Source organism: Burkholderia sp. USMB20 (genome assembly GCF_000949135.2).
Lineage (GTDB): Bacteria > Pseudomonadota > Gammaproteobacteria > Burkholderiales > Burkholderiaceae > Burkholderia.
On record NZ_JTAN02000005.1, the window covers coordinates 111,025 to 135,782 of the forward strand.

The 24,758-nt window shown below is 68.8% G+C and carries 28 protein-coding genes; 16 read left to right on the top strand and 12 right to left on the bottom strand.

The window, feature by feature from the left end:
- The first annotated feature begins 25 nt into the window (after positions 1–25).
- Positions 26–598 (top strand): DUF4142 domain-containing protein, encoded by a 573-nt coding sequence (locus tag PL79_RS08335; RefSeq protein ID WP_044847591.1) that lies wholly within the window; start codon positions 26–28, stop codon positions 596–598.
- 99 nt (positions 599–697) lie between these two features.
- Here PL79_RS08335 and PL79_RS08340 read toward each other — a convergent pair whose 3' ends face one another.
- Positions 698–1,297: a GNAT family N-acetyltransferase gene (locus PL79_RS08340; RefSeq protein ID WP_044847590.1), complete on the bottom strand. Its 600-nt coding sequence runs from the start codon at positions 1,295–1,297 to the stop codon at positions 698–700.
- 75 nt (positions 1,298–1,372) lie between these two features.
- The gene (locus PL79_RS08345) at positions 1,373–2,287 is read right to left on the bottom strand and encodes a LysR family transcriptional regulator (protein WP_044847589.1); all 915 of its coding nucleotides are present in this window, start codon (positions 2,285–2,287) and stop codon (positions 1,373–1,375) included.
- 109 nt (positions 2,288–2,396) lie between these two features.
- Here PL79_RS08345 and lysA point away from each other — a divergent pair, with 109 nt between their 5' ends.
- The 5 genes from lysA (at position 2,397) to PL79_RS08370 (ending at position 7,502) form a co-directional block, all read left to right on the top strand.
- A complete protein-coding gene (gene lysA / locus PL79_RS08350) occupies positions 2,397–3,635 on the top strand; it encodes a diaminopimelate decarboxylase (protein ID WP_044847588.1) in 1,239 nt (412 codons plus the stop codon).
- A 352-nt stretch (positions 3,636–3,987) separates the two neighbouring features.
- Complete coding sequence (locus PL79_RS08355) at positions 3,988–4,596, top strand: ribosome-inactivating family protein (protein WP_044847587.1); 609 nt, start codon at positions 3,988–3,990, stop codon at positions 4,594–4,596.
- Between the two features lie 20 nt (positions 4,597–4,616).
- On the top strand, positions 4,617–5,258 hold the full coding sequence (locus PL79_RS08360) for a hypothetical protein (protein ID WP_044847623.1): 642 nt from the start codon (positions 4,617–4,619) through the stop codon (positions 5,256–5,258).
- A gap of 59 nt (positions 5,259–5,317) precedes the next feature.
- Positions 5,318–6,436, top strand: coding sequence for a hypothetical protein (locus tag PL79_RS08365; protein ID WP_044847622.1), 1,119 nt, complete (start codon positions 5,318–5,320; stop codon positions 6,434–6,436).
- Position 6,437: 1 nt separating this feature from the next.
- Complete coding sequence (locus PL79_RS08370; RefSeq protein WP_052664806.1) at positions 6,438–7,502, top strand: hypothetical protein; 1,065 nt, start codon at positions 6,438–6,440, stop codon at positions 7,500–7,502.
- 101 nt (positions 7,503–7,603) lie between these two features.
- Here the strand turns inward: PL79_RS08370 and PL79_RS08375 are convergent, their stop codons facing one another.
- Complete coding sequence (locus PL79_RS08375; protein ID WP_044847586.1) at positions 7,604–8,287, bottom strand: helix-turn-helix transcriptional regulator; 684 nt, start codon at positions 8,285–8,287, stop codon at positions 7,604–7,606.
- 283 nt (positions 8,288–8,570) lie between these two features.
- On the opposite strand from PL79_RS08375, the gene PL79_RS08380 reads away from it, so the two are divergent.
- From PL79_RS08380 to PL79_RS08415, 8 genes are all read left to right on the top strand, one after another.
- Positions 8,571–9,263 carry a DUF2589 domain-containing protein gene (locus PL79_RS08380; RefSeq protein WP_044847585.1) on the top strand — a complete coding sequence of 231 codons (693 nt, stop codon included), beginning with the start codon at positions 8,571–8,573 and terminating at the stop codon, positions 9,261–9,263.
- Positions 9,264–9,739: 476 nt separating this feature from the next.
- A complete protein-coding gene (locus PL79_RS08385; RefSeq protein ID WP_268906924.1) occupies positions 9,740–10,243 on the top strand; it encodes a DUF2589 domain-containing protein in 504 nt (167 codons plus the stop codon).
- On the top strand, positions 10,227–10,673 hold the full coding sequence (locus PL79_RS08390) for a lysozyme (protein WP_044848970.1): 447 nt from the start codon (positions 10,227–10,229) through the stop codon (positions 10,671–10,673). The genes PL79_RS08385 and PL79_RS08390 overlap by 17 nt, the downstream gene beginning before the upstream one ends.
- Positions 10,674–10,839: 166 nt before the next feature.
- A complete protein-coding gene (locus PL79_RS08395; protein ID WP_044848969.1) occupies positions 10,840–12,000 on the top strand; it encodes an extracellular catalytic domain type 2 short-chain-length polyhydroxyalkanoate depolymerase in 1,161 nt (386 codons plus the stop codon).
- Positions 12,001–12,055: 55 nt separating this feature from the next.
- Complete coding sequence (locus PL79_RS08400) at positions 12,056–12,598, top strand: hypothetical protein (RefSeq protein WP_044848968.1); 543 nt, start codon at positions 12,056–12,058, stop codon at positions 12,596–12,598.
- The gene (locus tag PL79_RS08405) at positions 12,595–13,215 is read left to right on the top strand and encodes a hypothetical protein (RefSeq protein ID WP_044848967.1); all 621 of its coding nucleotides are present in this window, start codon (positions 12,595–12,597) and stop codon (positions 13,213–13,215) included. Before PL79_RS08400 ends, PL79_RS08405 begins: the two co-directional genes overlap by 4 nt.
- Before the next feature lie 111 nt (positions 13,216–13,326).
- Positions 13,327–13,944 carry a hypothetical protein gene (locus tag PL79_RS08410; RefSeq protein ID WP_044848966.1) on the top strand — a complete coding sequence of 206 codons (618 nt, stop codon included), beginning with the start codon at positions 13,327–13,329 and terminating at the stop codon, positions 13,942–13,944.
- Between the two features lie 70 nt (positions 13,945–14,014).
- Positions 14,015–14,632 carry a hypothetical protein gene (locus PL79_RS08415; RefSeq protein ID WP_044848965.1) on the top strand — a complete coding sequence of 206 codons (618 nt, stop codon included), beginning with the start codon at positions 14,015–14,017 and terminating at the stop codon, positions 14,630–14,632.
- Between the two features lie 67 nt (positions 14,633–14,699).
- On the opposite strand, the gene PL79_RS08420 is transcribed toward PL79_RS08415, so the two are convergent.
- Positions 14,700–15,587, bottom strand: a complete 888-nt coding sequence (locus PL79_RS08420; RefSeq protein ID WP_044848964.1) for a DMT family transporter — start codon at positions 15,585–15,587, stop codon at positions 14,700–14,702.
- A 126-nt stretch (positions 15,588–15,713) separates the two neighbouring features.
- Here PL79_RS08420 and PL79_RS08425 point away from each other — a divergent pair, with 126 nt between their 5' ends.
- On the top strand, positions 15,714–17,192 hold the full coding sequence (locus tag PL79_RS08425; protein WP_044848963.1) for an aminotransferase-like domain-containing protein: 1,479 nt from the start codon (positions 15,714–15,716) through the stop codon (positions 17,190–17,192).
- A 148-nt stretch (positions 17,193–17,340) separates the two neighbouring features.
- Here the strand turns inward: PL79_RS08425 and PL79_RS08430 are convergent, their stop codons facing one another.
- Together PL79_RS08430 and PL79_RS08435 are read right to left on the bottom strand one after the other, a co-directional pair.
- Positions 17,341–18,774: a nicotinate phosphoribosyltransferase gene (locus PL79_RS08430; protein WP_044848962.1), complete on the bottom strand. Its 1,434-nt coding sequence runs from the start codon at positions 18,772–18,774 to the stop codon at positions 17,341–17,343.
- Between the two features lie 74 nt (positions 18,775–18,848).
- A complete protein-coding gene (locus PL79_RS08435; RefSeq protein WP_044848961.1) occupies positions 18,849–19,889 on the bottom strand; it encodes a bifunctional nicotinamide-nucleotide adenylyltransferase/Nudix hydroxylase in 1,041 nt (346 codons plus the stop codon).
- A gap of 184 nt (positions 19,890–20,073) precedes the next feature.
- On the opposite strand from PL79_RS08435, the gene PL79_RS08440 reads away from it, so the two are divergent.
- The gene (locus PL79_RS08440; protein ID WP_044848960.1) at positions 20,074–20,526 is read left to right on the top strand and encodes a type II toxin-antitoxin system RatA family toxin; all 453 of its coding nucleotides are present in this window, start codon (positions 20,074–20,076) and stop codon (positions 20,524–20,526) included.
- Between the two features lie 18 nt (positions 20,527–20,544).
- Here PL79_RS08440 and PL79_RS08445 read toward each other — a convergent pair whose 3' ends face one another.
- The 6 genes from PL79_RS08445 to PL79_RS08465 form a co-directional block, all read right to left on the bottom strand.
- Positions 20,545–21,141: a DJ-1/PfpI family protein gene (locus PL79_RS08445; RefSeq protein WP_044848959.1), complete on the bottom strand. Its 597-nt coding sequence runs from the start codon at positions 21,139–21,141 to the stop codon at positions 20,545–20,547.
- A 103-nt stretch (positions 21,142–21,244) separates the two neighbouring features.
- Positions 21,245–21,622 (bottom strand): adenosylmethionine decarboxylase, encoded by a 378-nt coding sequence (speD, locus tag PL79_RS08450; protein ID WP_044848958.1) that lies wholly within the window; start codon positions 21,620–21,622, stop codon positions 21,245–21,247.
- Positions 21,619–21,765: a hypothetical protein gene (locus PL79_RS36090; RefSeq protein ID WP_170296473.1), complete on the bottom strand. Its 147-nt coding sequence runs from the start codon at positions 21,763–21,765 to the stop codon at positions 21,619–21,621. Before PL79_RS36090 ends, speD begins: the two co-directional genes overlap by 4 nt.
- The gene (locus PL79_RS08455; RefSeq protein ID WP_044848957.1) at positions 21,765–23,285 is read right to left on the bottom strand and encodes a DUF4178 domain-containing protein; all 1,521 of its coding nucleotides are present in this window, start codon (positions 23,283–23,285) and stop codon (positions 21,765–21,767) included. The genes PL79_RS36090 and PL79_RS08455 overlap by 1 nt, the downstream gene beginning before the upstream one ends.
- A gap of 9 nt (positions 23,286–23,294) precedes the next feature.
- Positions 23,295–24,299, bottom strand: coding sequence for an SPFH domain-containing protein (locus PL79_RS08460; RefSeq protein WP_044848956.1), 1,005 nt, complete (start codon positions 24,297–24,299; stop codon positions 23,295–23,297).
- Between the two features lie 26 nt (positions 24,300–24,325).
- Positions 24,326–24,712, bottom strand: a complete 387-nt coding sequence (locus tag PL79_RS08465; protein ID WP_014898735.1) for a DUF350 domain-containing protein — start codon at positions 24,710–24,712, stop codon at positions 24,326–24,328.
- Between the last annotated feature and the right edge of the window lie 46 nt (positions 24,713–24,758).

Below are 24,758 nucleotides of genomic sequence, written 5' to 3' on the forward strand. Positions count from 1 at the left end.
AGAGCCCCGATCGAAAGGAGGTCCCATGAACCGCTTTCCCCAAGTCTCGCGCCTTGCATTGTCTGCCGCTGGCCTGCTTCTCGTCGCCGTGACGGCGACCGCACAAACCGCGCAACCGGCGCCGGCCGCACCGGCCGCCGCCACGCAGACGCGCATCCACGAAGCCGACCAGGCCTTCATCAACGACGGCACGAAAACCGTGTCGACCCAGCACGACGCCGCACGCATCGCCGATTCGCGCACGTCGGACAGCCAGGTGAAGGCGTTCGCGCAACGCGTGTCGACCGACGATGAGAAGATCATCCAGGCGATGCGCGCGGCCAGCCCGCGCGGCGTCGACGTGCCGGCCAACGATCCCGACACGGCCGTGCTGGACAGCATCAAGACCCTGCGCGGCGCGGAATTCGACAAGGCGTATATCGAGCAGGTCGCGCTCGCCGGCCAGCAGAAGACGATCTCGGCATTCCAGGCCGAAATCGCGTCGGGCCGCGACACGAAGCTGAAGGAAGTCGCACGCCAGGCGCTGCCGATCCTGCAGGCGCACTACGCGGCCGCGCAGAAGCTCGCGCAGCGTCATCACCTCGCATCGGCGCAGTAACGCGCTGCCCCGCCGCGCATCGCGCGCGGCACGCCGCTTCCCCCCTCGTCGCGTCGCCGCCCCCCTCTCCGGCGGCGCGACGCCTGCGGCTCCTTCGCGTCAGGTCGCGAGCTTCGCCCGCAACCGCTCGCTCACCTCCGGCCATTCGTCGTCGATGATGCTGAAGCGTACCGAATTGCGCTTGCGGCCATCGGGCATGATCCGCTCGTGACGCACGATCCCTTCCTGCTTCGCACCGAGCCGCAGAATCGCCGCGCGTGACTTCTCGTTCAGCTCGTCGGTCGTGAACTGCACGCGCACACAGTGCAGCGTGTCGAACGCATACGCGAGCAGCAGCCATTTCGCTTCGGTATTCGCACGCGTGCGCTGCGCCGATGCGCTCAGCCACGTATGACCGATCTCGAGCTTGCGGTGCTTGCGGTCGATCTTCCAGAAACGCGTGCTGCCGATCACGCGGCCCGACGCACGCTCGACGATCACGAACGGCATCACGGTGCCGGCCGCGCGGCCTTGTAGCGCCGTGTCGAGATAGGCGTCGACCGTCTCCTCGCCCGGCACGACCGTGACCTTCAGGTTCCATAGCTCGCCGTCCGCCGCCGCATCGAGCAAAGCCTGCCGGTCGGATGCTTCGAGCGGCCGCAGCGTGATGCGCTCGCCGTTGAGCGTCGGTTGTCCGGGGGAAGATGCAGCATCGGTCATGACGGGTTCCGTTTCCGTGAAGATGACGAAGAGGAGCAGGCTGCGCGCAGCGAAACGCCCATCATACGGCCATCGTCAGCCGGGCAGCGCGGCGAGCCGCTCGCGAATCGCCTGCGCTTCGCCGCGCAGCGCTTCGGCGAATGCGTCGACGAGCAGGCTCTTCGGCCGGTGCTCGGGCACGATCACGCTGACGCGATACGGAAACGAGCGCGTGAGCGGCCGCACGTGCAGGTCGCGCCCGACGAAATCGAGCGCGGTCAGCGGATTGACGATCGCGGCGCCCAGCCCCTGCCGCACGAACGCGCACACCGACACGGCCGACGGCGTCTCGACCACCGAACGCGGCGCGACACCGAGCTGCGCGAACGCCTCGTCGATCAGGATCCGGTACGGGTCGTTCAGCGACAGGCTCACGAACGGGCGATCGGCGAGATCCGCGAGATCGATCGCACGCTGCGCGAGCAGCGGATGGCCGTCCGGCAGCACGCACACCTCGTCGACTTCGAGCAGCGGCGTGAGCACGGTGCCGGCCGGCGCGACGTCGTGCTCGGTCAGCCCGAGATCGTAGCGCTGCGCGGTCAGCCACTCTTCGAGCACCGGCGACTCCTGCGTCGCGACCGACACGCTGACGCCCGCATGCGCGTCGTGAAAACGCCGGCATGCGCCGGGCAGGATCGCGTGCGAAAACGCCGGCAGCGCGATCACCGACAACTGGCCGTCGCGAAACTCGCGCAGCCGCGCGGCCGTCGCCGCGACGCGCTCGAGCCCCACATACGCGAGCCGCACGTCGTCGAACAGCGTGAGCGCGGCCATCGTCGGCCGCAGCCGGCCGTGCGAGCGCTCGAACAGCGCGAAGCCGACCACCTGCTCCATCCGCGCGAGCTCGCGGCTGATCGTGGGCTGCGACGTATAGAGCATCTCGGCCGCGCGCGTCGTGCTGCCGGTAACCATCAGCGCACGGAAGACCTCGATGTGCCGGTGTGTGAGCATGGCCGCCTATATCAGAAATGAATCGAATGTCGACAAACAGGCATTTTACTGTATAGCCATTCAGGCGCATCATTCACGCTGTCCGTTCATTCGATCCGATTCATCCGCCATGTCCCTCGATTCCCGCCAGCTCGCGACGCTCGCGCAGCAATACGGCACCCCGCTGTGGGTGTACGACGCCGACGTCATCCGCGACCGCATCGCCCAACTGCGCCAGTTCGACGTGATCCGCTATGCGCAGAAGGCGAACTCGAACCTGCATATCCTGAAGCTGATGCGCGAGGAAGGCGCGTGCGTCGACGCCGTGTCGCTCGGCGAGATCGAGCGCAGCCTCGCGGCCGGGTTCAGTCCGGCGGGCGAGCCGGAAGGCGTCGTGTTCACGGCCGACCTGATCGACCGTCCGACGCTCGCGGCCGTGCTGAAGCACGGCGTGACCGTGAACGCCGGCTCGCTCGACATGCTCGCGCGCGTCGGCGAGCATGCGCCCGGCCATCGCGTGTGGCTGCGCGTGAATCCCGGCTTCGGCCACGGCCACAGCAACAAGACCAACACCGGCGGCCCGCAGAGCAAGCACGGGATCTGGATCGACGACGTGCCGCGCGCGATCGAGATCGTGCGCCAGTACGGGCTGAAGCTGGTCGGCATCCACATGCATATCGGCTCGGGCGTCGACTACGGCCACCTGTCGCAGGTGTGCGACGCGATGGTCGACCTCGTCACGTCGCTCGGCCACGACATCGAAGCGATTTCCGCCGGCGGCGGGCTGTCGATTCCGTATCGCGACGGCGAGCCGCGCGTCGATGTCGGTCACTACTTCAGCCAGTGGGATGCCGCGCGCAAGCGGATCGAACGGCATCTCGGCCACGCGGTGCGCATCGAGATCGAACCGGGCCGCTTCCTCGTCGCCGAGGCCGGCACGCTCGTCACCGAAGTACAGGCCGTGAATCGCCGTCCGAAGCACGACTTCGTGCTGATCGACGCGGGCTTCAACGACCTGATGCGTCCGTCGATGTACGGCAGCTACCACGCGGTGTCCGTCCACACGCAGGACGGCGCGCTGCCGGCCGGCCGGCCGCTCGTCGACATCGCGATCGCGGGGCCGCTGTGCGAATCCGGCGACGTGTTCACGCAGGACGCGGGCGGCGTGGTCACGCACCGCAAGCTCGCGCAACCGCAGATCGGCGACCTGCTGTTCCTGCACGATGCGGGCGCCTACGGCGCGTCGATGTCCTCGAACTACAACAGCCGGCCGCTCGCGCCGGAAGTGCTCGTCGATCGCGGCACGCCCAGGCTGATCCGCCGCCGGCAGACGATCGACGAACTGCTCGCGCTCGAAACGTTCGCGTAACACGCGTTCGACAGCCGTCACGCCAACGGCCAGGTTTGCCGCTACCGGCAAATCTGGCCGTTGTGCTTTTCGGCGCGCGGCGGTCATGCCGCCCGGCAACGCATGAAGCACGCCGCCGAAGTCGCCGATCTTCCACACGCGGTCGCCTCGCCCCTTCTCCCCTTCGCCACCTGCGCCGACCGAATCCGACACCCGCTTCCCGGGTGTTCGGTCACACCCCGGCCAATGACTTCTGCCGCATTGTTCGCCCGCCGCGCACCACGCACAGTGGCCGCACGGCAGCGCATTCGCTTCGACCCGCGCGCCGTCTCGACGGCCGAGCAACGCCGGGTTATCTGCAGGAGCGAACATCGTGCAACTTCGACTCACCACCGGCCGTGACTACCAGGACGACCTCACGGCGCTGCGCGACGCGATCCGCCAGAACGGCACGCGCGCGACGCGGCAAGCCGTCGACGTCGTGATCGGCGACGACACCGGCGCGCCGCGCGTGTCGCTGTTGTTGAACCTCGCGTGGCAAGCCGCGAAGAACGGCCCCGCCGTCGACGCGTCGCTGTACACGCTCGGCTTCGTCAGCCAGGGCGGCACCTTCGTATTCGACATCCGGCCGTTTCCGGGCGGCACGCCGGCCGGCGCGGCACCGCTCGGCGGCGACGGTTCGTACGGCTGGCTCGGCTACGCGACCGATCCATTGCCGACGATCAATCCGAGCAACCTCCATCAGGCCGTGTGGACGCTGTCGAAACTCAAGCCGGCGGACGCGTCGAAGCCCGCACCGTTCAAGCCCGATCTCACACGGCTCGTGATCGCGTTGTCCGAGGCGCTGCGCTTCGCGCGCACCGAGCATGCGATCGCCGGCCTGCTCGACGGCACGCTCGCGACCTACGCGCCGAACGACGATCGCACGGCCTGCTTCAACAACTGGGCGGCGAAGGGTTTCCCGCTCGGCGCGCCGGCCTGATGCCGGCGAAGGAGCCACTCATGTCTGGACTCGACTTCAACGCGTCGCTGCGCTGGGAAGCGTTCGTACTGGGCCTGATCGCGAATGCCGGCGATACGCCGCGCGCGGGCAAGCAGCAGACCGGCTGCGCACTGCCGATGTACGTGATTCCGTTCGCGCGGCTCGACGCGCCGCCCGAGCTGCGGGCGCTGATGTCCGAAATCGCCACGTCCGCGCGCGTCGTCGATCGCGGCCCGCCCGGGCGTCACATCGGCGGCGACGTGCTCGGCGCGATGCGGCAGATCCACCAGAACGTGCCGCGCTACCTGCCGACCTTCACCTACGGCACGACGACGGACCCGTTCGCCGGGCTCACCGAGCGCGCGAAGCTGTACGAACGCTATGCGGCCACGTTCAAGGCGAATTCGAACGGTCGCGGCGGCGGCGCGCAAACGACCGGCTACGTCGAATACACGGCCGGCACGAATGCGCTGTTCCGCGGCGGCAATCGCGCGCGCATCGCGTTCGACTACGTGTTCGGCCGCCTGTACTTCTCGCCGATCCATTACGAAGCCTGGGTGCCCGGCACGCTCGATCCGGGGCCCGGACAGACCGTCGCCAAGGTCGTCGACGGGCCGTACGCGAACCCGTGGTTCTGGATCACCGACATCACGTCCGTTTGAAGCCGCGGCGGTGCGGCCTGAAGCGCCGCGCCGCCATCATCAAGGAAGAGGAAACCATCATGAAACAGCCAGTCCGAATCGTTTCCGTGCGCTATTCATGCGACTGCAAACCCCTGCGTGCGCCCGACGAAGCGCTCGATGCGTATGCAGCGCGCGTGCAGGGGGTCTTGTTCAATCACCTGAACGGTGCGCTGTCGAGCGCGTTCGAAGCCGTGCGGCGCGACGCGAAAGACGACGATGCACGCCGCGTCACGTTCGTCACCGCGCCCGAGTTCTACTGGAACGTGCCGTGGGACGCGCTGAACGATGTCGACGAACTCCATGCGATCGTCGACTTGCAGCTCGATCCGGTGCGGCGCGCGATCGGCGCGGTCGCCGATCGCTTTCCGGTGGATCAGTACGGGCCGATCGTGTTCCTGCCCGGTACCGTCGCGATGCTCGTCAAGCACGAGACGGCGGCCGACGTGCCGGATGACGGCGCGTTCGTCGGGCCGTACGTGTCGCTGAATTTCACATTCGCGACGACCAATTTCCTGCCGCCGCTCGCGCGCGGCGAAGGGGGCGATGGTGACGGCGACGACGACGGAACGCGCCGCGCGGCGATCTGGCCGAAGCGGCATACGTCGTGGATCGACTACGGCGACTCGGTCGATGCGCTCGAGACGCCGCTCGCCCACACGTTCCAGCTCGGCGACGGCACGCTGGTCGAGGTGCTGAAGACGAGCGACGTGTCGCCGCAAAGCGCGACGGCCGACGCGCCGCCGTCGTCGCCGTACCAGGGCCCGCGCCTGTCGGACAGCTTCGACAACCGGCTCGGCGAAGCGCCGCCGTTCGGCATCGACATCTGCCTCGACTTCCTCGAATGGCGCGAGTATCCCGGCAACGACGTCAAGCCGCCGCATCTCAACGACGGCGCGCTCGTGCTCGACTTCGTGCTGTCGTACGGCGTGAATCCGACCGATGACGCGTTCGACGTGCCCGACTCGCTGCAATACATCGCGCACAACGACGGCCGCCGCCACAAGGAAGTCGTCGTGTTCGCGGTCGACCGCACGCAGACGCACTGGCAGCGGGTCGCCGAAGCGCCGTGCGTGCGCCACCTGTCGAGCGCGGAACGCGAACGCGTCGCAATCCACGCGTTCGACGTGGACGTGCCGGATGCGGACGGCGCACCGTGACATGGGCGCCCCGCGCTTCGGGCGCTGGCGCGCGCGGCCGGCGCTGCAGGAGCCGCCACGCGCGCCGGACGATCTCGCCGCGCAGCTGTGCGACGAATGCGAGGCGATGGCGCGCTACGCGCTCCATCACGGGCTGCCGATCGAGCCCGAACTCGTCGCGCGGCTCGCGGCGCTGATCGCGGCCGCCGCTTCGTCCAACCCGGCGGCCAACCCGGCGCCGGGCGCGTCGACCACCACGCCGCTGGCGCCCGCGCAGCAGCACGCGCTCGCGGCGATCCACCGCAAGCTCGCGACGCTCGTCGCGCCCGCGACGCCACAGGCCGTCACGCTGCTCGACATGCACCGGCGCCAGGCGCACCCGTTCGCGTGGCTCGGCCCGGTGCCGCTGATCCGGCTGCTGACCGGGTCGGCGCTCGGTTTCCTGCTCGCGGTCGTGCTGACGAGCCTGTCGCCGCATGTGTCGGGCGAGAACATCGAGCGCGGCTTCCTGCAATCCAACGGCGTGCAGCTGCTGTGGAACACCACCTTCCTGCTGTGCTGCGCGGGGCTCGGCGCGTCGTTCGCGACGCTGTTCCAGGCGCACCACTACGTCGCCGCGTCGACCTACGATCCGAAATACGACGCATCGTATGGCGCGCGGCTGATTCTCGGCGTGATCGCCGGCCTGATCATCGTCCAGATGCTGCCGGCCCAGTTGTTCGCGCAGGGCAGCATGCACAACTTCGGGCGGCCGGCGCTCGCGATGCTCGGCGGCTTCTCGGCGACGGCCGTGCATCGCGTGCTGCAAAGGCTCGTCGAGACGCTCGAGACGCTGGTGCAGGGCGACCGCTCGACCGACGTCGGCGCGGCGCTCGCCGCGAATCGCGCGCGCGCCGCCAGCGAACGCGCGCAGTGGCAGGGCGAACTGGCGGCCAACCTGCTCGATCTGCAGCAATCGCTCGACGGCGCGGCATCCGCCGAGGTCGTCCGCGCGCGGCTCGCCGAATTCACGCGTGCGATGCTCGCGGCCCACCCCGCGCCGTCGGCCGCGGACGATCCGCTTCCGCCCGACGCGCCCCGGCAGTAGCGCGACGCGGCGCGGGCGCACCGTTGCCGCCGCAGCGCGAAACCCGCCTTCGCCCGCGGCACGCTCGCGTGCCGGCCCGATCGGTGCGCCCGTCTCACGCATCAGCCGGGCGAATGGCACGCCGGCGCGAACGTGAATCCGGCCGGCTCGGCCGGAACGTGGCGCGCGAGCCACAATGCGGCCTCCGTCCGGTTGCTCACGCCGATCTGGCGGAACAACGCGTACAGATGGTTCTTGATCGTGCCCTCCGCGACATTCAGTACACGGCAGATCTGCTTGTTCGACTTGCCTTCGGCCAGCAGCCGCAGCACCTCGCGCTGGCGCGGCGTGAGGCGCTCGAATGCGCGATCGTCGCCGGCCGGCACGCCGCCCGGGGGCGCCTGCGTCGCGCCGCCGTCGTTCGGCGGCACGTAGATCGCGCCGGCCGCGACGCGGCCGAGCGCATCCGCGAATTCGTCCGCGCTCGCGTGCCGGTCGATGATGCCGGCCGCCCCCGCCAGCAGCGCATCGGCAATCGTGCGGCGGCACACGGCGGCCACCACGCACAGCCACGGTGCGCCGGCAAACGTCTCGTTCAGTACGCTCGGCCAGCTCGGCCGCGCGGCGTGCTCGCCGCATTCGATCGTGATCGCCTCGACCGTCCCGGGCAGCAACGCGTCGCGCAAGCGCAAGACGTCCTCGGGACGGCGGGCCGACCACACATGCCAGTCGACATCGCGTTTACACAGTACGTCCGCCACGCCCGCGACGAATAACGGCGGGCTATCGATCATCAGAACGTTCATTGCGCGGTTTCCTCGAAATCGGGATGCTCGGTTTAGGATTTTTTGCTTCCCTACCCGGCGTTTTTTTTACCGCTGTTTTACGCACCGCGCACTAGGCCCGTCGCTCCGTGACGAATGGCCTAATTCGTCCACGCCGCGCCCCGCCGCGCGTACCGATGCCCGCCGCGCGCCGGCCCGGGCCGCCGGACGTGACGGACGTCATATTTGGTAAACGTCTTCAATTTCCTAATGTGAATAACGACAGCGAATTTCCGTTGTCTTCAACACGAAGAGGAGTTTATTCATGGACGCGAATTTCATTGGCTCGGTGATTAACGCTTTACCCATGGACCAAATGATCGCCGGCCCGTTAAAGGCGATGATCAGCGCGCAGACGCAGGCCGCAAAGAGCTACGCGGATTTCCTGATGCAGGTCTGCATCCAGGGCGGCAAGGCCGTGGCCGTCCAGTTCGACTACGACGAGACGCTGGTGGACGAAAGCGGCGTGTCGAAAGGCGTCGTGCAGAAAACGATGCGCATCCCGCTGCTCGCGGCGATCGTCCATCCGATCATCGCGATCGAGGAAGGCACGATCGACTTCGAGATGGAGATCACGCAGTCGGAGAAGTCGTCGTCGTCGACCGAAGCCGGCGGCGAATTCCAGGCGAAGTTCGGCTGGGGGCCGATCAGCGTCAGCGTGTCCGGGCGCGTGTCGCACAAGGCGGAGCAGACGCGCAGCACCGATACGCGCGCGAAATACTCGATCCATACGCAGGTGAAGCGCCAGTCGCCGCCCGAAGCGCTGATGCGCGTGATCGACTTCCTGACCGAGGCCGCGACCAAGCCGGTCGTCACCGAAGGCAACGCGAAGGACGTGAGGCCGCTGCCGGCGACGCCGACCGACGGCAAGCTGGTCGGCGACGCGTCGGGTGCCGGCGGCAAGGCGGCCGCGCCGGCCGGAGCCGATGCGGGCGCCCAGCAGCCGGCGCACGCGTAAGCGCGCGGACCGGCCATGTTCAGGCTCTTCAGACGGTCGCGCCGCGCGGGCGGCGGCGGGCACGACGACGCGGATGCGCGTCCGGTGGCAGCACTGCCGGCAGAACCGGACGGCCGGTCCCGCCGCCGGCCGGGGCGGTGGCGGCCGTAGCGGCGCGGTCGCCGCGCGGGCCCGGACGCGGTCGCCGGCACGGCGGCGCGGTGCCGGCGGCGGAAGCGTCGATCCGCCGCGCCACGCGACGCCCGGTTCCGCCGCTGGCCGCCGGCGCCGCGTCGGGCGTAAATGATGCCCCACCGCCGCGGCCGGCGCATCGACCGGCGGCTGCCGCCACTGCGCCTGTGTCGCCCGCTGCGCCTGTCTCGCCCGCTTCGCCGACACCACCCGCTTCGCCGACGCCACCTGCGCCGCCCACGCCGCCGCCCGGCGCCCCGGCCGACGACGAACGCCCGCCGCCGCGCGGCATCGCGCTCGACGAGATCGCACGCGGGATGCAGCACGCGGCCGCCGCCGCGAACCAGCTACTCGCGCACCAGTACACCGCCGTGCTCGACCAGTTCTTCGATCTGCGCGACGACGGCCTGCTCGCGCCGCGCGAGGTCACGGTCGCACTCGACGCGGAGCACACGATGCCGGTGCCGCTCGTCGCGCTCGCCACGCCGCGCGGGCTCGCGCTCGACCGGATGGTCGTGCACCTGACCGTGCGCGGCGACTTCACCGAGGCGCTGCCGGCCGGCGGCATCTCGGGCAACGACGACCAGCGCGGCCGCTTCTACGTGACGTTCGCGCCGCGCTCGGAGAAGAAGGACGCCGCGCCGGGCAGTGCGCGGCAGCGCGACACCGAGCACATCGACATCGAAATGCAGTTCGCGGCGCTGCCGCCGCCCGAAGCGATCATGCGCGTGATCGACGAATACACGCATCGCCTGGTGCCGCGCGCACGGCCGGGCGGCAAGGAGAACGACGATGGCGAACCAGCCTGAACGCACCGGCGAGCAAGGCATCGCGCTGATCAAGCAGTTCGAGGGGCTGCGGCTCGCGCGCTATCTCGACGCGGTCGGCAAGCCGACGATCGGCTACGGGCACCTGATCCTGCCGAACGAGCGCTTCACGCGCCCGCTGACGCCGGCCGAAGCGGAGGCGCTGCTGCGGCATGACCTGCGCGGCGCCGAGCTGAACCTGCGCAAGCTGTTGCGCGTGCCGGTCACGCAGCAGCAGTTCGATGCGCTGATGTCGTTCGTCTTCAACCTCGGCGCCGGACGGCTGCGCTCGTCGACCTTGCTGCGCTACCTGAACGCCGGCGCGAGCGCGCGGGCGGCCGACCAGTTCCTCGTCTGGAACAAGGCCGGCGGCAAGCCGCTCGCGGGCCTCACGAAGCGCCGCCGGGCCGAGCGAGCGCTGTTTCTGTCGTGAGCGCCGTGACGCCGCACCGGCCGAACGTCACGGGTCGTCGTGCGTGTCGTTCGCGCCATTTCACATGTCGTCGGCTGCCCGTAAGCTGAAACCGTCGCTGAAGTCTTGCTGCATCCGTACCGTTACAACCCTTGTCATTCACCACTCGTCACGACAGGAGCCCCGCATGAACGTCACCCGCTCGCCCGGCCGCACGACGCTGCCCCGCACCGCCGCCTCGCACGTAGTGCGCCGCGCGCTGCGCGCCGCTTGCGCCGCCGTCACCGCCACCGTCACCGCCACCGTTACCGTTGCCGTTGCCGTCGCCGCCCTGGCTGCGCTCGCGCCGCACGCCGCGCTCGCCGCCCCCGCCGATCCGCTTCCCGCATACGGCGCCGACCTGCAGCGCACGTCGGTGTCGGGGCTGTCGTCCGGCGGCTTCATGGCCGCGCAGTTCGACGTCGCGTTCTCGAGCCGGCTGATCGGCGCGGGCATCGTCGCGGGCGGGCCGTTCTATTGCGCGGGCGTGAACGCGCTGATCCCGCCGGCGGTGGCCGCGACCACGCTGTGCATGCAGCCGATCGGCCCTGCGCCATCCGCGACCGACGCATGGCGCGCCGCGCGCACGTTCGCGCAGCGCGGCGAGATCGACGATCCGGCCAACCTGCACGGCCAACGCATCTATGTGTTCAGCGGGGCAAAGGATACGGTGGTGTTCACGCGCGTCGTCGACCAGACCGCGCGCTTCTACACGCTCGCGCAGGTTCCGGCCGCGAACCTTCAGTATCGCCAATCGCCGGACGCCGGGCATGCGTTCATCACGAACCGCCCCGAGGACAACGCGTGCAGTGCGAACGCGAGCCCGTATATCGACAACTGCGGCTTCCAGCAGGCGCACGACATCGTGCGCTGGATCTACGGCACGCCCGACAAGCCGCTCAACGCGCCCGCCGCGCAGGCTGGCGGCAAGCTGCTGGCGTTCGACCAGCGCGCGTTCGATCCGCAGCGCCGCGCGTCGCTCGGCGATACGGGCTACGCGTACGTGCCGGCCGATTGCGAACGCGTGACCTGCGCGGTCCACGTGGTGTTCCATGGTTGCGTGCAGAACGTCGCGACCGTCGGCGAGCGGATGATTCGCGGCGTCGGCTACAACGAGATCGCCGATACGAACCGGCTGATCGTGCTGTATCCGCAGGTCGAGAAATCGGCCGTCAATCCGCTCGGCTGCTGGGATTTCTGGGGTTATACGAGCACCGATCCGCTCCAACCCGGCTTCTACCGCCGCGACGCGCCGCAGATGGCCGCCGTGATGCAGATGGTGCAGCGCCTCGGCGCCGCGCGTCGGTAATCCGCGTAGCGGCTGCCGTCGCGCCGTCATCGCTCCTTCTTCAAGAGGAATCGCCATGTTCTCCACGTTCATCGCCCAATGGGAACGCGCGCACGCCGACGCGCTCCAGCTGTTCGGCAAGCTCGCCGCGCAGACGACCGGCACCGGCGGCACGTCCGCCAGCCCCGCGTGGCGCGCGTTCGCGCACACCGCGCTGCTCGCCGGCCATCGCTACACGGATGCATGCCAGGCCGCGACCGACGCATTGTGGCGCGGCCAGCTCGAACGGTTCGGGCTCGGCAGTTCGGCCGCCGCGGTCAAGGAGCTGGCGGCCCTGAACGCGGATCTCGCGACGCGCTTCACGCAGAGCCACCTCCAGCACGCGGGCGCGATGGCCGACGCGGCCGCGCAATACCTCGACGATCTCGGCCGCACGCGCGGCCCGGCCGATGCCGCGATGGCGCTCGGGCGCTTCGCCGGCGACCTGCAGGCGCAGGCGCGTGCGCATGCGCTGCACGTCGCGTCGCTCGCGAACGGCGTCGCGCCCGCGCTCGCGCAGTGGGCCGACCGCACGCTGCGCGACGAACGCGGCACGCCGGATGAGGAGCAAGCATCATGAACATCAAGCTCCGCTTCGTGAACCGCTCGAACGACTGCGGCAACAGCGAGGTCGTGCTGTTCCAGCGCGACGTGATCCCCGATCTGGATACGTTCGCGATCGCGTGGAAGGTGATCCGTTATTGCGGACGCGACTGCTTCCATCCGTTCGACTACTCGACCGACATCGACGTCGCGCTCGGCGACGAGCACGGCAACTTCTCGCCGCGCGTCACGGCGCCCGCCGGCGTGCGCTTCGTGATCGACGCGCAGCCGACCGGACGCGGTCGGCTCGTGCCCGACCCGGCCGACGCGCCGGGCGGCGACATCGAAATCGTCAATCGGCTGCGGCGCGGCGCCGTGAACGTCAACGCGTTCAGCGCGGGCCGGCTGATCGCGGTGAAGGAAGCGGTCGCGCCCGGGCAGAAGGCGGTGTTCCGCTTCACGCCGACGCTGTGGATCGGCGTGGCGTCGCAGGTACAGGAAAGCCGCGCACTGCACGCGGCGGTGATGTCGAGCGCGAACACGATGCTGCCGCTGGCGGGCGTCGCCGCGGCCGACATCGTGATGACGGGCGGCGGCACCGGCACCGACGCGCAGCCGTTCGCGTTCGCGCTCGAACACATCGTGCGCGCGTAGTGCCGCCCGACACGGCTTGAACCGGCTTGACGGCACGGCTTCGCGGCCGGGCCGGCGGGAAAGGTGTGCGGCAGACCGACTGCCGTTTTTTCAAACTCAAGGAGCAACGACGTGGATATCCAACTGAACCTGATCAACCGCTCGAACGACGCCAACAACTCGAGCGTCGTGATTTTCCAGAAGAACGTGGCGACCGACTTCGACGAACTCGCGATCGCGTGGAAGGTGATCCGCAATTGCGGCCAGGGCGACAACCATCCGTTCAAGTTCCCGATGACGATGAGCGTGAGCGCGAGCGACAGCTGGGGCAACTACATGCCGCAGCAGGTCGCGGCGAACGGCCAGGTGTTCCAGGTCGTGCGCTCCAGCTCGGGCGACGTGCTGCAGCTCGGCGGCGACCCGGGCGCGAGCTCCGAGGTGCAGGTGCGCAACGACCTGCCGGCCGGTGCGATCAACGCGACGATCTACAAGGACGGCAACGCGCTCGCGCGCAAGACCTCCGTCGCGCCGGGCCAGAAGGCGGTGTTCCAGTTCAAGCCGACGATCTGGATCGGCGTCGCGTCGCAGATCGAACAGGGCGCGCTGATGAATTCCGCGGTGATCTCCGACATCAACACGGAACTGTCGCTGCTCGGCATCGCGAGCGCCGACATCGTGATGACCGGCGGCGGCCCCGGCCCGCGCTCGACGCCGTTCACGTTCCGGCTGGAAAACGTGGTGATGGCGTAACGGTCCGTGCGCCGGCGATGCACGGCCGGCGCCCGTTCAATCAGTTATCCGAATCGAATCAAGGTGACTCATGGACATCAATCTCAACTTCGTCAACCTGTCGAACGACGTCAACAACAGCCAGATCGTGATCTTCCAGAAGAACGTGTCGACGGACTTCGACGAGCTCGCGATCGCGTGGAAGGTCATCACCAACTGCGGACGCGGCGACAACCATCCGTTCGTGTTCCCGTTGTTGACGACCGTCTCCGCGAGCGATGCCGACGGCAACTACATGCCGCAAAAGCGCGCGGACAACGGACAGGTCTTCAACGTGTCGCGCTCGACGTCGGGCAACGTGCTCGCGCTCGCCGGCCCCGCCCCGACGTCGCGCGAGATCCAGCTGCGCAACGACCTGAGCCAGGGAGCGATCACCGCGTCGGTCTTCAAGGACAACCGGCTGCTCGCGCACAAGACGGGGATCGTGCCGGGCCAGAAGGCCGTGTTCGAGTTCAAGCCGACGCTGTGGATCGGCACCGCGTCGCAGATCGAACAGGGCGCGGTGATGAATTCGGCCGTGCTGTCCGACATCAACACCGAACTGTCGCTGCTCGGCATCAAGAGCGCCGACATCGTGATGACGGGCGGCGGTGGCGGCACGACCGCGACCGCGTACCAGTTCCGGCTCGCGAACGTGGTGATGGGGTAAACGGCGCACGCGCGACGGCGCACGGGCGGCACCCGTCACGTCGTCGCGCGACCGCTCCGCGCGTGAATCAGCCCGCGCGCCGCACCAGCGCCATCTTCGAGAAATACTTCGCCCCGGCCACGCAGCAGACGACCACGACCGTCACGACGAGCATCGACGGCGGCACCGTCTCGTGCAGCAGCCCGGCCGCGAGCAGGAAACCGAAGAACGGCTGCAGCAGCTGCAACTGGCCGACGCCCGCGATCCCGCCGAGCGCGAGGCCGCGATACCAGAACACGAAGCCGATCAGCATGCTGAACAGCGACACGTACGCGAGCCCCCACAGCGCGGCGGCGTCGACGCCGTCGAACGTCGCGGGCCACGTGAACCCCGCGAGCGGCAGCATCACCGGCAGCGACAGCACGAGCGCCCACGAGATCACCTGCCAGCCGCCGAGCTGGCGCGACAGTCGCGCGCCTTCCGCATAGCCGAGCCCGCACGCGACGATCGCGGCCAGCATCAGCGCATCGCCCGCCACCGACGCTCGACCGCCGTTGCGCAGCGCGAACGCGGCCACCGCGCCGCTGCCGACCAGCGAGAAGACCCAGAACGGCAGCCGCGGCCGTTCGCCGCCGCGCCAGACGCCGAACAGCGCGGTCGCGAGCGGCAGCAGCCCGACGAACACGATCGCATGCGCGGACGTCACGTGCTTGAGCGCGAGCGCGGTCAGCAGCGGAAAACCGACCACGACCCCGAGCGCGACGACGATGAGCGACGCGGTCTCGACACGCGTCGGCCGCTTCTGCTTCAGCGCGACGAGCAGGATCAGGCCGAGCACGCCGGCGATCGTCGCGCGCGCGAACGTGAGGAACAGCGGGTCGAGCCCCTGCACCGCGATGCGCGTCGCGGGCAGCGAGCCACTGAAGATGATCACGCCCAGCAGGCCGCTGAGCCATCCGTCGGTCGTCTTTTGCACGGGAAATCCTGGTCGGAACAAGGTGGATGACCGATGATCCGCCGCCCGCGAAAAGCGCGTAAGCTACAGCCCAATACAATTCGGACAAACTGTACTGGACAACCGGCCGTACAGTTCCCTCCCGCCATGAGCCGTTCCGTGCAAGACCCTGCTCCGCCCGCGCCGTCGCGCACGCGCGTGGAAACCGTGATGGATACGCTGCGCGCGCGGATCGCGAGCCGCGCGCTGATGCCCGGCGCGCGCGTGCCGTCGATCCGGATGATGGCCGACGCGCTGCACGTGTCGAAATCGACCGTCGTCGACGCTTACGAGCGGCTCGCGAGCGAAGGCGTGCTCGTCGCACGGCGCGGCTCCGGCTTCTACGTGTCGGGCCATGCGCCGCCGCTTGCGCTCGCCGAACTCGGCCCGCGCCTCGATCGCGAACTCGATCCGCTGTGGCTGTCGCGCCAGTCGCTCGAGGCGGCGCCCGGCTCGGTAAAGCCCGGTTGCGGCTGGCTGCCGTCGTCGTGGCTGCCGGACGAGAGCCTGCGACGTGCGCTGCGCGCGGTGTCCCGCGACGAACCCGACGCGCTGACCGACTACGCGACACCGCTCGGGCTGCCCGCGTTGCGCCAGCAACTCGCGTGGCGGCTCGCGCAGCACGGCGTTCATGCGGAGCCCGCGCAGATCATGCTGACCGACGGCGGCACGCACGCGCTCGATCTCGTGTGCCGGCTGCTGCTGGAGCCGGGCGACACCGTCGTGCTCGACGATCCGTGCTACTTCAACTTCCAGGCGCTGCTGCGCGCGCATCGCGCGCGGATCGTCAGCGTGCCGTATACGCCGAACGGCCCCGATCTCGCGCGTTTCGAACAGGTGCTCGCCGAGCACCGGCCGCGCCTGTACATCACGAACGCGGCGCTGCACAACCCGACCGGCGCGACGCTCGCGCCGCCGGTCGCGCACCGGTTGCTCACGCTCGCGGCCGAGCACGGCCTGCTGATCGTCGAGGACGACATCTTCGCGGATTTCGAAAGCACGCCGGCGCCGCGCCTCGCGGCATTTGACGGGCTCTCGCGCGTCGTGTCGATCGGCAGCTTCTCGAAGACGCTGTCGGCCGCGATCCGCTGCGGCTACATCGCCGCGCGCCCCGAATGGATCGACGCGCTCGTCGACCTGAAGCTCGCGACGTCGTTCGGCAATGCGCAGATCGGCGCGAACGTCGTGCACCGGCTGCTGGTCGACGGCACCTACCGGCGCCATCTCGACGGCCTGCGTATGCAGTTGGCCGATGCGATGGGCGAAACGATCCGGCGGCTCGCGCGCGCCGGGCTCGGGATCTGGACGGAACCGCGCGGCGGGTTGTTCGTGTGGGCCGAGCTGCCCGACGGGCTCGATGCCGCGCGCGTCGCGCGCCATGCGCTCGACCACGATGTGGTGCTCGCGCCGGGCAACGTGTTCAGTGCGTCGCACGGCGCAACGTCGTTCATGCGCTTCAACGTGTCGCGCTGCAAGGGGCCGGCGGTGTTCGATGCGCTCGGGCGGGCGATGGAGGCGGCGCGGATGTCGGAGCACGCGATCGCGCAACCGGACACGAACGGGCGCGCGCTCGCCGGCGAACGTTGACGGCGGGCGAGCGCGCTACTTGCCGGTCGCCACGATTTCCGCGACGAAATCGACGCGGACGCCGTGCTGCACGCCCTCGTCGCCCGCGTCGCCTGAGCGCGAACGGGGTGGCGGCTGACGTTGCCACGCCGCCGCCCCGGTCGCCCGATCACGCCTCCCCTGCGTGCGCCCTCGCCCGCACCTCGGCGAACGTCGTATCGACCAGCATCCGCCCGGTATCGAACACCGTTTCGAGCGCGTCATCCCACTCGCCTTCCAGCGCGCGATCGTCCCACGCGACCGGCAGCGTCACCGTCCGGTATTCACCCGTGCGCCGACTGCGCAGCAACGTCAGCCGGCCCTGCTTCGAGCGCTTGCCCGGATCGGTAACCGGATCCTTGCTCACGCCGTGCCACACGTCGCCGCGCCGGATCGCCGAGCACTTCATCGCGAAGCGCTGCGTGTCGCGATTCACCTGCTGCAGCAGCGCGCCGCCCATCCCGAACACGACGTTGCCGGCCGCATAACCCGCGTCGTCGAGTGCGGACAGGATCGCGTCGATCGACAGCTCGTCGACGCCGTCGCCCTGGATCACGCGCACGCGATTCAGCACGCGCCGCCCCTTGCCGTTCACGGTCGAGCCGAACGAAGCGTCGAGCGCGCGCACGGTCTGCAGCACGATCTGCACCGGGTCGCCCGAATCGGGACGCACGACGAGCGTCGCGCCCGAATCGATCACCGCCTGGCGCAGCGGGCCGCCCCACAGTTCAAGCGCGGCGAACAGATCATAGGAGTCCGACACGACCGACACGATCGCGCCGGGCAAACCGAAGCGAGCGATCATGTTCCGGTACGCATCGGCTTCGTGCTCACGCCCCCACGACGTGATCGTGCTGTGCTCGGCCGCGGGCACCGAGTACGCGGCCATCGGCTCGCGATAGAAGCGGTTCGCGGCCAGCACGCCGAGCACCGTGTCCGAACCCATGAAGCTCACGAGGTGTGCCGCGCCGCCGATCGCGGCCGACTCGGCGCTCGATACGCCGCGCGCGCCGAAGTCGTGCAGCTTGAACGGCAGCTGCGCGAGATCGTCGTCGGTCTTCTCGAGAAAGCGGCGGATCGTCTGCCGCAGGTGCCAGCTGCGCGTCGCGACCGTCACCGGGTACCACACGCGCAGCAGCATCGTCTCCAGATACGACGCGAGCCAGAACACCTTCGGGTCGTCGCATTCGACGGTCATCAGCACGTTGTGCACGGGCACGATCGAACCTTCGGGCACCGCGCGGATCCTGACGGGCAGGTAGCCGTCGTAGTGCTCGACGACATGGCGCCAGCCGTCCTCGTTGAACGGCTCGCCGTGCACCGCGAAGAAATCGCGCGCATCGTCGATCATCGCGTGCGTGACCGGCCGGCACAGATAGTCCTTCAGCAACATCTGCAGGCCGAAGAACAGCGTGCGGTCATAGCGGCCGCCGCGCGACTCGACGTACGAGAACATCGCCTGCGCGTCGGGCGGGTATTGCAGGAAGTGGGAAGCCTTGTACGAATCCGTGTTGAGGATCGGATTGGCGAGAACCGCGGCAAAGCCGCCGGGATCGTTTTGCATGGCTAGAGCTCCTCTAGGCCGTTGAAGTGCCGCCGCGTCTGTCGCGGCGGACCGGAATCCGGGGAATCAGCGTGTCACAGCTTCCCCAGGAAGTGATACGCGATCTCGAAGTGATCCTCGAACATCACGTTGCGCATCTGCGCGAATTCGTTGAGCGGCACCCAGCGCGCCTTGTCGGCGTCGTCGCTGCCCTTCACGCGCGGCAACTCGCCGGTCGGGAAGTTGAACAGGCACGCGTGCGTGATCGTGCGGCCGCGCAGCGAACGCGTCGGATGATCGAATACCTGGCGATCCTTGATCGAGCCGCGCAGCACGGGCTCCGGCAGCTTCAGGCCGGTCTCCTCGCGCAGTTCGCGGATGCAGGCCGCGTCGAGCCGTTCGTCCTGGTTCACGAACCCGCCCGGCAGCGCCCACAGGCCGCGGCCCGGTTCGCTGCGCCGGCGCACGAGCAGGAGATGGCCCGAGTGCACGACCACCGCGTCGACCGTCACGAACGTGACCGGATACGGTGCGGCCGACCACGCCTTGCGATACCCGGCGATGAACTCGGCCTCGGCCTTCAGCTGTGCGAATGCCGGCTGCGTGCGAAAACGTTCGAGCCAGCCGAACACCGGTTCCGGCACGGCCCATTGCACGAAGCTGTTGGTGCGTTCGGCGAAGTACTGATCGCGGATTTCGGTGGCGGAGATGTCTTCGGTCGCATCGACGTCGACGAGCTCCCATTGCGGGAACATCCGCAGGTAATACGACGTGGCGTCCTTCTCGTGGCCGATCAGCCCGACCCTGCGCTGCGCGACCTCGCCGAGCGAGGCGGCCACGGCATCCTGCACCCAGCGCACCCAGTCGCCGTCGTTGTACGTCGTATCCTGCACGGGCGCGACCGTCACGCGCTCGCGCTCGGACGGCTCGAGCAGCGAAGCCAGCATCTGGCGGCGCTCGTCGAACGAGAACGGATCCTTGATGGTGCGGGGCTTGTCGGTCGATCCGATCAGCACGCATACGCGCTCGGCCCGGCTCAGTGCGGACTTCAGCACGTTCAGGTGACCACGATGCGGAGGCTGGAAACGACCAATGAAAACGAGCGCGTCGAAGCGCCGGTTCTGTTGCGTACTCATGAGGCTCCCTCAAGAGATTGAAACGCTTCGGGTCTTTCCCGAAGGCATGGAATCGATCGTAGGGGAATTCCCGGAGAAGGTCAATCGAGCGCGCGCTCGACTTGACGAAGTCTGAAGAATTGCGCGGCTTTGGCGGGTTACACTCGATTTCATCCCGATTACAGCGTTGCGCTTGCTACCCATCATGAGGATCTCAGTCAGCCGGATCGTCGGCGTCGATCGCAGACGCCTCTTCACGTGGTCGCAGGACTACGCGCGGCGGCTCGTGTGGGACAGCTTCCTTGCCGACGCGTACCTGCCCGACGGGATGACGGCCGACGTCGGCGTCGATGCGTTCTGCCGCAGCCAGTCGGGCGCGACGATGGTGTCGCGCTACATCTCGTACCGTCCGCCGCAGGTCGCGGCCGTCGAAATGGTCGACGGGCCGAAGGTGCTCGAACGCTTCAGCGGCAGCTGGAATTTCACCGAGCACACACCGGGCACGACCGAAGTGAAGTTCACGTATCACTTCCGTGCGCAGCCGTCCTGGCTGCGCTGGCTGCTCGAACCGCTGATCGGCGCGTTCTATCTCGTGCACACGCGCCGGCGTCTCGACTCGTTCAAGCGTTGGGCCGAAGCCGAAGCGCTGCCGCACTGACGCGCGACGCCGCGCGCATCAGAGGAACGGCGAAATGTTCGCGATCGCGCGCGACACGTAATCGTCCTTCTCGCCCACCGGCGCGACATAGTGAATCGCACTGCGCGCGGCCTCGATGCCGGCCAGACGCGCGATGAACCACGCGGCCAGATACTGCGACGACAGGCACCCGCCGGCGGTCGCGACGTTTCCGTTGGCCACGAACGGCTGGTCGAGCACGGCCACGCCGGCTTCCTGCACCCACGGCTTCGTGGTCAGGTCGGTACACGCGGGGACATCGCCGAGCCAGCCCAGCTTCGCCAGCACGAGCGTGCCCGAGCACTGCGCGCCGAGCAACTGCCGCGCGGGGTCGAACTGCAATTGCGCCATCAACGCGGCATCGGCGACGACGTCGCGGGTCCGCACGCCGCTGCCGACCAGCACGGCGTCCGCGTCGCGGGCGTCCTGCAGCGACGCTTGCGCGTCGATCGTCACGCCGTTCATCGAGCGCACGCGGGCGGTCGGGCTCGCGATCGACACCCGCCAGCCCGGCTGCCTGACCCGGTTGAGAATGCCGAGCGCGATCAGCGAATCGAGTTCGTTGAAACCGTCGAAGGTCAGGATGGCGATGTGCATGGAGGCCTCTGCGTGGGGACGTCGTACCGCACGATCATAAGCGGTTCGCGAAATCGGTGCAGCGCGTCGTCGCATGCGCGACCACCGCTGTCGCCCCGGCCGCTCATGCGACGCCGCGCGCCACCTGCTGCCGGACCTGCGCGTGCGTGCCGAGCGCGGCGGCGATCGCATCGACCGCCTCGGCCGCGCGCGCGGCGCCGCACATGAACGCATCGACGGCCGCGAAGCCGTGCTCCGGCCACGTATGAATCGTGATGTGCGACTCCGCGAGCAGCACGACACCCGTCACCCCATGCTCACCGCCGAAATGATGGAAATGCGCGCCGATCACGCGTGCGCCGGCCTGCTGCGCGGCGTCGGTGAGTATCGTCTCGAGCCGCGCGGCGTCGCGCAGCAGTGCCGCGTCGATGCCGGCGAGATCGGCCAGCACGTGCGAGCCGAGCGTCGCACGCGGCGCGGCGATATCGTCTCGCGCCGTCATTTGTGCGACCCGTACGACGAATAGCCGCTGCGCGCCGACGAACTGCCCCACCCGCTGCCGCCCGAACCGCTGCCGCCGAGCGACGCGCAGCTGAACAGCGTGACGACGATCAGCCCGTAAAGTCCGTAGAGGATGTAACGCATTACGAGTTGCCCCCGTCGGACGCGAAGCCCTTCCACAGCCATTCCGGCAGCCACAGCACGAGCAGGCCGATCAGCACGTAGACGGAGCGGCCGCTGAACGAGAACAGCGAACCCAGGTTGAAGATCACGAGCATCGCGCTGAACACGATCGGCAGCGGCGCGAAGCTATGCGGCTGCTTCGCGCCGAACAGGCCCGTCGACGCCCCGGCGGAACCCGTTGCGGACGCAACCGCTGCCGTCGCGAGCGCCAGCGTCGCGAAGCGTTCGGCCAGTGCGCCGGCCGACAACGGCCGCGCACGCGACCAGACGATTTCCGCGGCGCTGCGCTCGCGCGTGAGCTTGTCCTTCTGCCAGCCGTAGTCGGTGATCGACGTGCGGTCGCCGATCTGCACGCGCCAGTTGAACGCGCCGACCACGTACACGACTTCCGAGTCGTACGTCTCGCGCAGTCGATAGGTCTTGCCTTCGTCGATGACGTCGGACTCGCCGCCGATCGTCGGCCAGTGATCGAGCACCTGCACGCGATCCCAGCGCCCTTCGCTCTGCACGAGCCACAGGAAGCCGCGTTTCGGGTTCAGCAGCAGGTATTCGTCCCACGTCTCGTCGTCGCCCGGCACGCGGCAACGCATCATGCCGATCACCGTGTACTTCACGCCGTCGAACGTGCCGGTCGCGCCGAGTTCCAGCGCGCCCTTCACCGCATCGAGCTTGCGCTGCGCGGCGAACACGGTCTGCTGCTCGGCCGTGCACTGCACGCCCGCGTGACAGCTGCCGCACACGACGTAGTCGGCCAGGTTCGGTGCATACGACAGCGGCGCGCCGCAGCTCGGGCACGCGAACGGCACCATCTGCGCGCCCCGTTTCTCCCGCGTGTCGTTGTCGGTATCGCGCAGCCCCGTGAATGCGAGTGCGTCGAATTCCATCGCCTCGCCGCTGTAGACGGCCGGGCTCCCGCCGTTCGCGTCGGCGTCGGAATAGTCGTAGGTCGCGAATGCGTTGCCGGTGCGCAGGTCGACGACGCGGGCTTCCCAGCCCGCATCGATGCGGAACGGCAACTCGCCGTCGCCGCCCGTGCAGCGCGCGGTGCGCACGTCGGACACGAGATACGCGCGGCCGCCGTGGTCGATCCGCATGCCCGGTTCGAGCGTGCCGAACGCGGGCCACGCGCCGCCCGACGCATCGTCGGGCTCGCGCACCGTGACCGCATACTGGCCCGACGCATCCGACAGCCAGCCGAACGCGCCGTCGTCGAACACGACGTACCACTCGCTCCACGCGCCGGCGTCGTAGGTCATCTGGATGCGGCCGAGCACCGTGAACGTGCGCTTGCCGTAGCGCCCGGCCGTGCCGATCTGGATCGGCGACGCGTCGTCGAGCACCGTGGCCAGCTCGCCGATGCGCTCGACGTCGGCACCGCGCTTGAGCAGCGTGCTGCGACAGAACGCGCAGACGGCCATCACCGCCGCCGCCGAGCGAAACTCGACCGGCGCGCCGCACTGGGGGCACGAAGTACTGAACATGCGTGACGCTTACCGGGTGAGCTTCGCGAGGATGTCCGCCTTCGCGCGCGCATAGTCCTCTTCGGTGACGAGGCCCTTGTCGAGCAGCGCCTTCAGCTGTTCGAGGCGTTGCACGTAATCGGTCCCTTCGGCCGGTGCGGCCGGCGCCGGTTGCGCGGCGCCCGCGATCTGGCCGGCCATCGCCTGCCCGATCGCCGCGCCGGCCGCGAGCCCCGCGCCGACCCCCGCGATGCCGCCCGGGTTCTGCGCGGCCAGCGGAATCGCCTGCGCCGTCTGGTATTGCGTCGCGCGGGCGAGATCGCCGGCCATCCCCGCGCCGATCCGCAGGTCGAGCGCCTTCTGCAGCTCGGCCGGCAGCGACACGCTTTCGACCGCGAATGCATCGAGCGCGAGGCCGTAGCGCGTGAACACCGGCACCAGCGCCTCGGCGACGCGTTGCGACAGCAGCGTCTGGTTCGCGGCCATGTCGACGAACGGCACGTCGGCGGAACCGAACGTCGTGCTCATCGCGGTGACGACCAGGTTGCGCAGCTGCTGCTCGAGATCGTCGACCGTGTACTGCGCGCGCGTGCCGCTCACCTCGCGGTGGAACGCGGCCGCATCGACGATCCGGTACGAGTAGATGCCGAACGCGCGCAGCTGCACGAAGCCGAATTCGCGATCGCGGATCGTCACCGGCTGCGCGGTGCCCCAGCGCCGGCCGAGCTGCAGCCGCGTGCTGAAGAAGTAGACATCCGACTTGAAAGGAGACTGAAAGAACTTGTCCCAGTTCTTCAGGTACGTGAGCACCGGCAGCGTGCGCGTTTCCAGCTTGTACAGCCCGGGCTGGAACACGTCGGCGACCTTGCCTTCGTTGACGAAGATCGCGACCTGCGTTTCGCGCACGGTCAGCTGGCCGCCGTACTGGATCTCCTGGTCTTCCATCGGATAGCGCCAGGCCAGCACGCCGTCGGTGTCTTCCGTCCATTGCAGGACGTCGATGAACTGCTTGCGGATAAACGAACCCAGACTCATGTCGGTCTCCCAGGACGCGTGGCGCGTCAGGTCAGGCAGGCGGCATTGATGATGCCGACGACGAGCGACGCAGTGCCCATCAGGCCACCCATCGCGACGTTGCGATCCTCGATCGCATGGTTCATGCCGGGAATCAGGCGGGTCAGCACCGCGTAGGTGACAAGCTGCACGGCCATCGCGCCGACGGCCCACAGCACGACTTCGCCGAGCGTCGAATTGTGCGCGATGCTGGACGCGAGCGTCAGGCAGAAGCCGACCAGCGCGCCGCCGAACGACAGCGTCGCGGCCGCGTTGCCGTCGCGGATCAGGGCCAGTTCGTCGAACGGGGTGACCTTCAGGTACACTGCCGCGAACACGAAAAGCAGCACGAACGCCGACAGCAAATGAACCGCATAAAGATAGGCACTATTCATTCTTTTCCTCGGATTTTGTGCTCGGTTCGCCGCCCCGTCGCAGGCT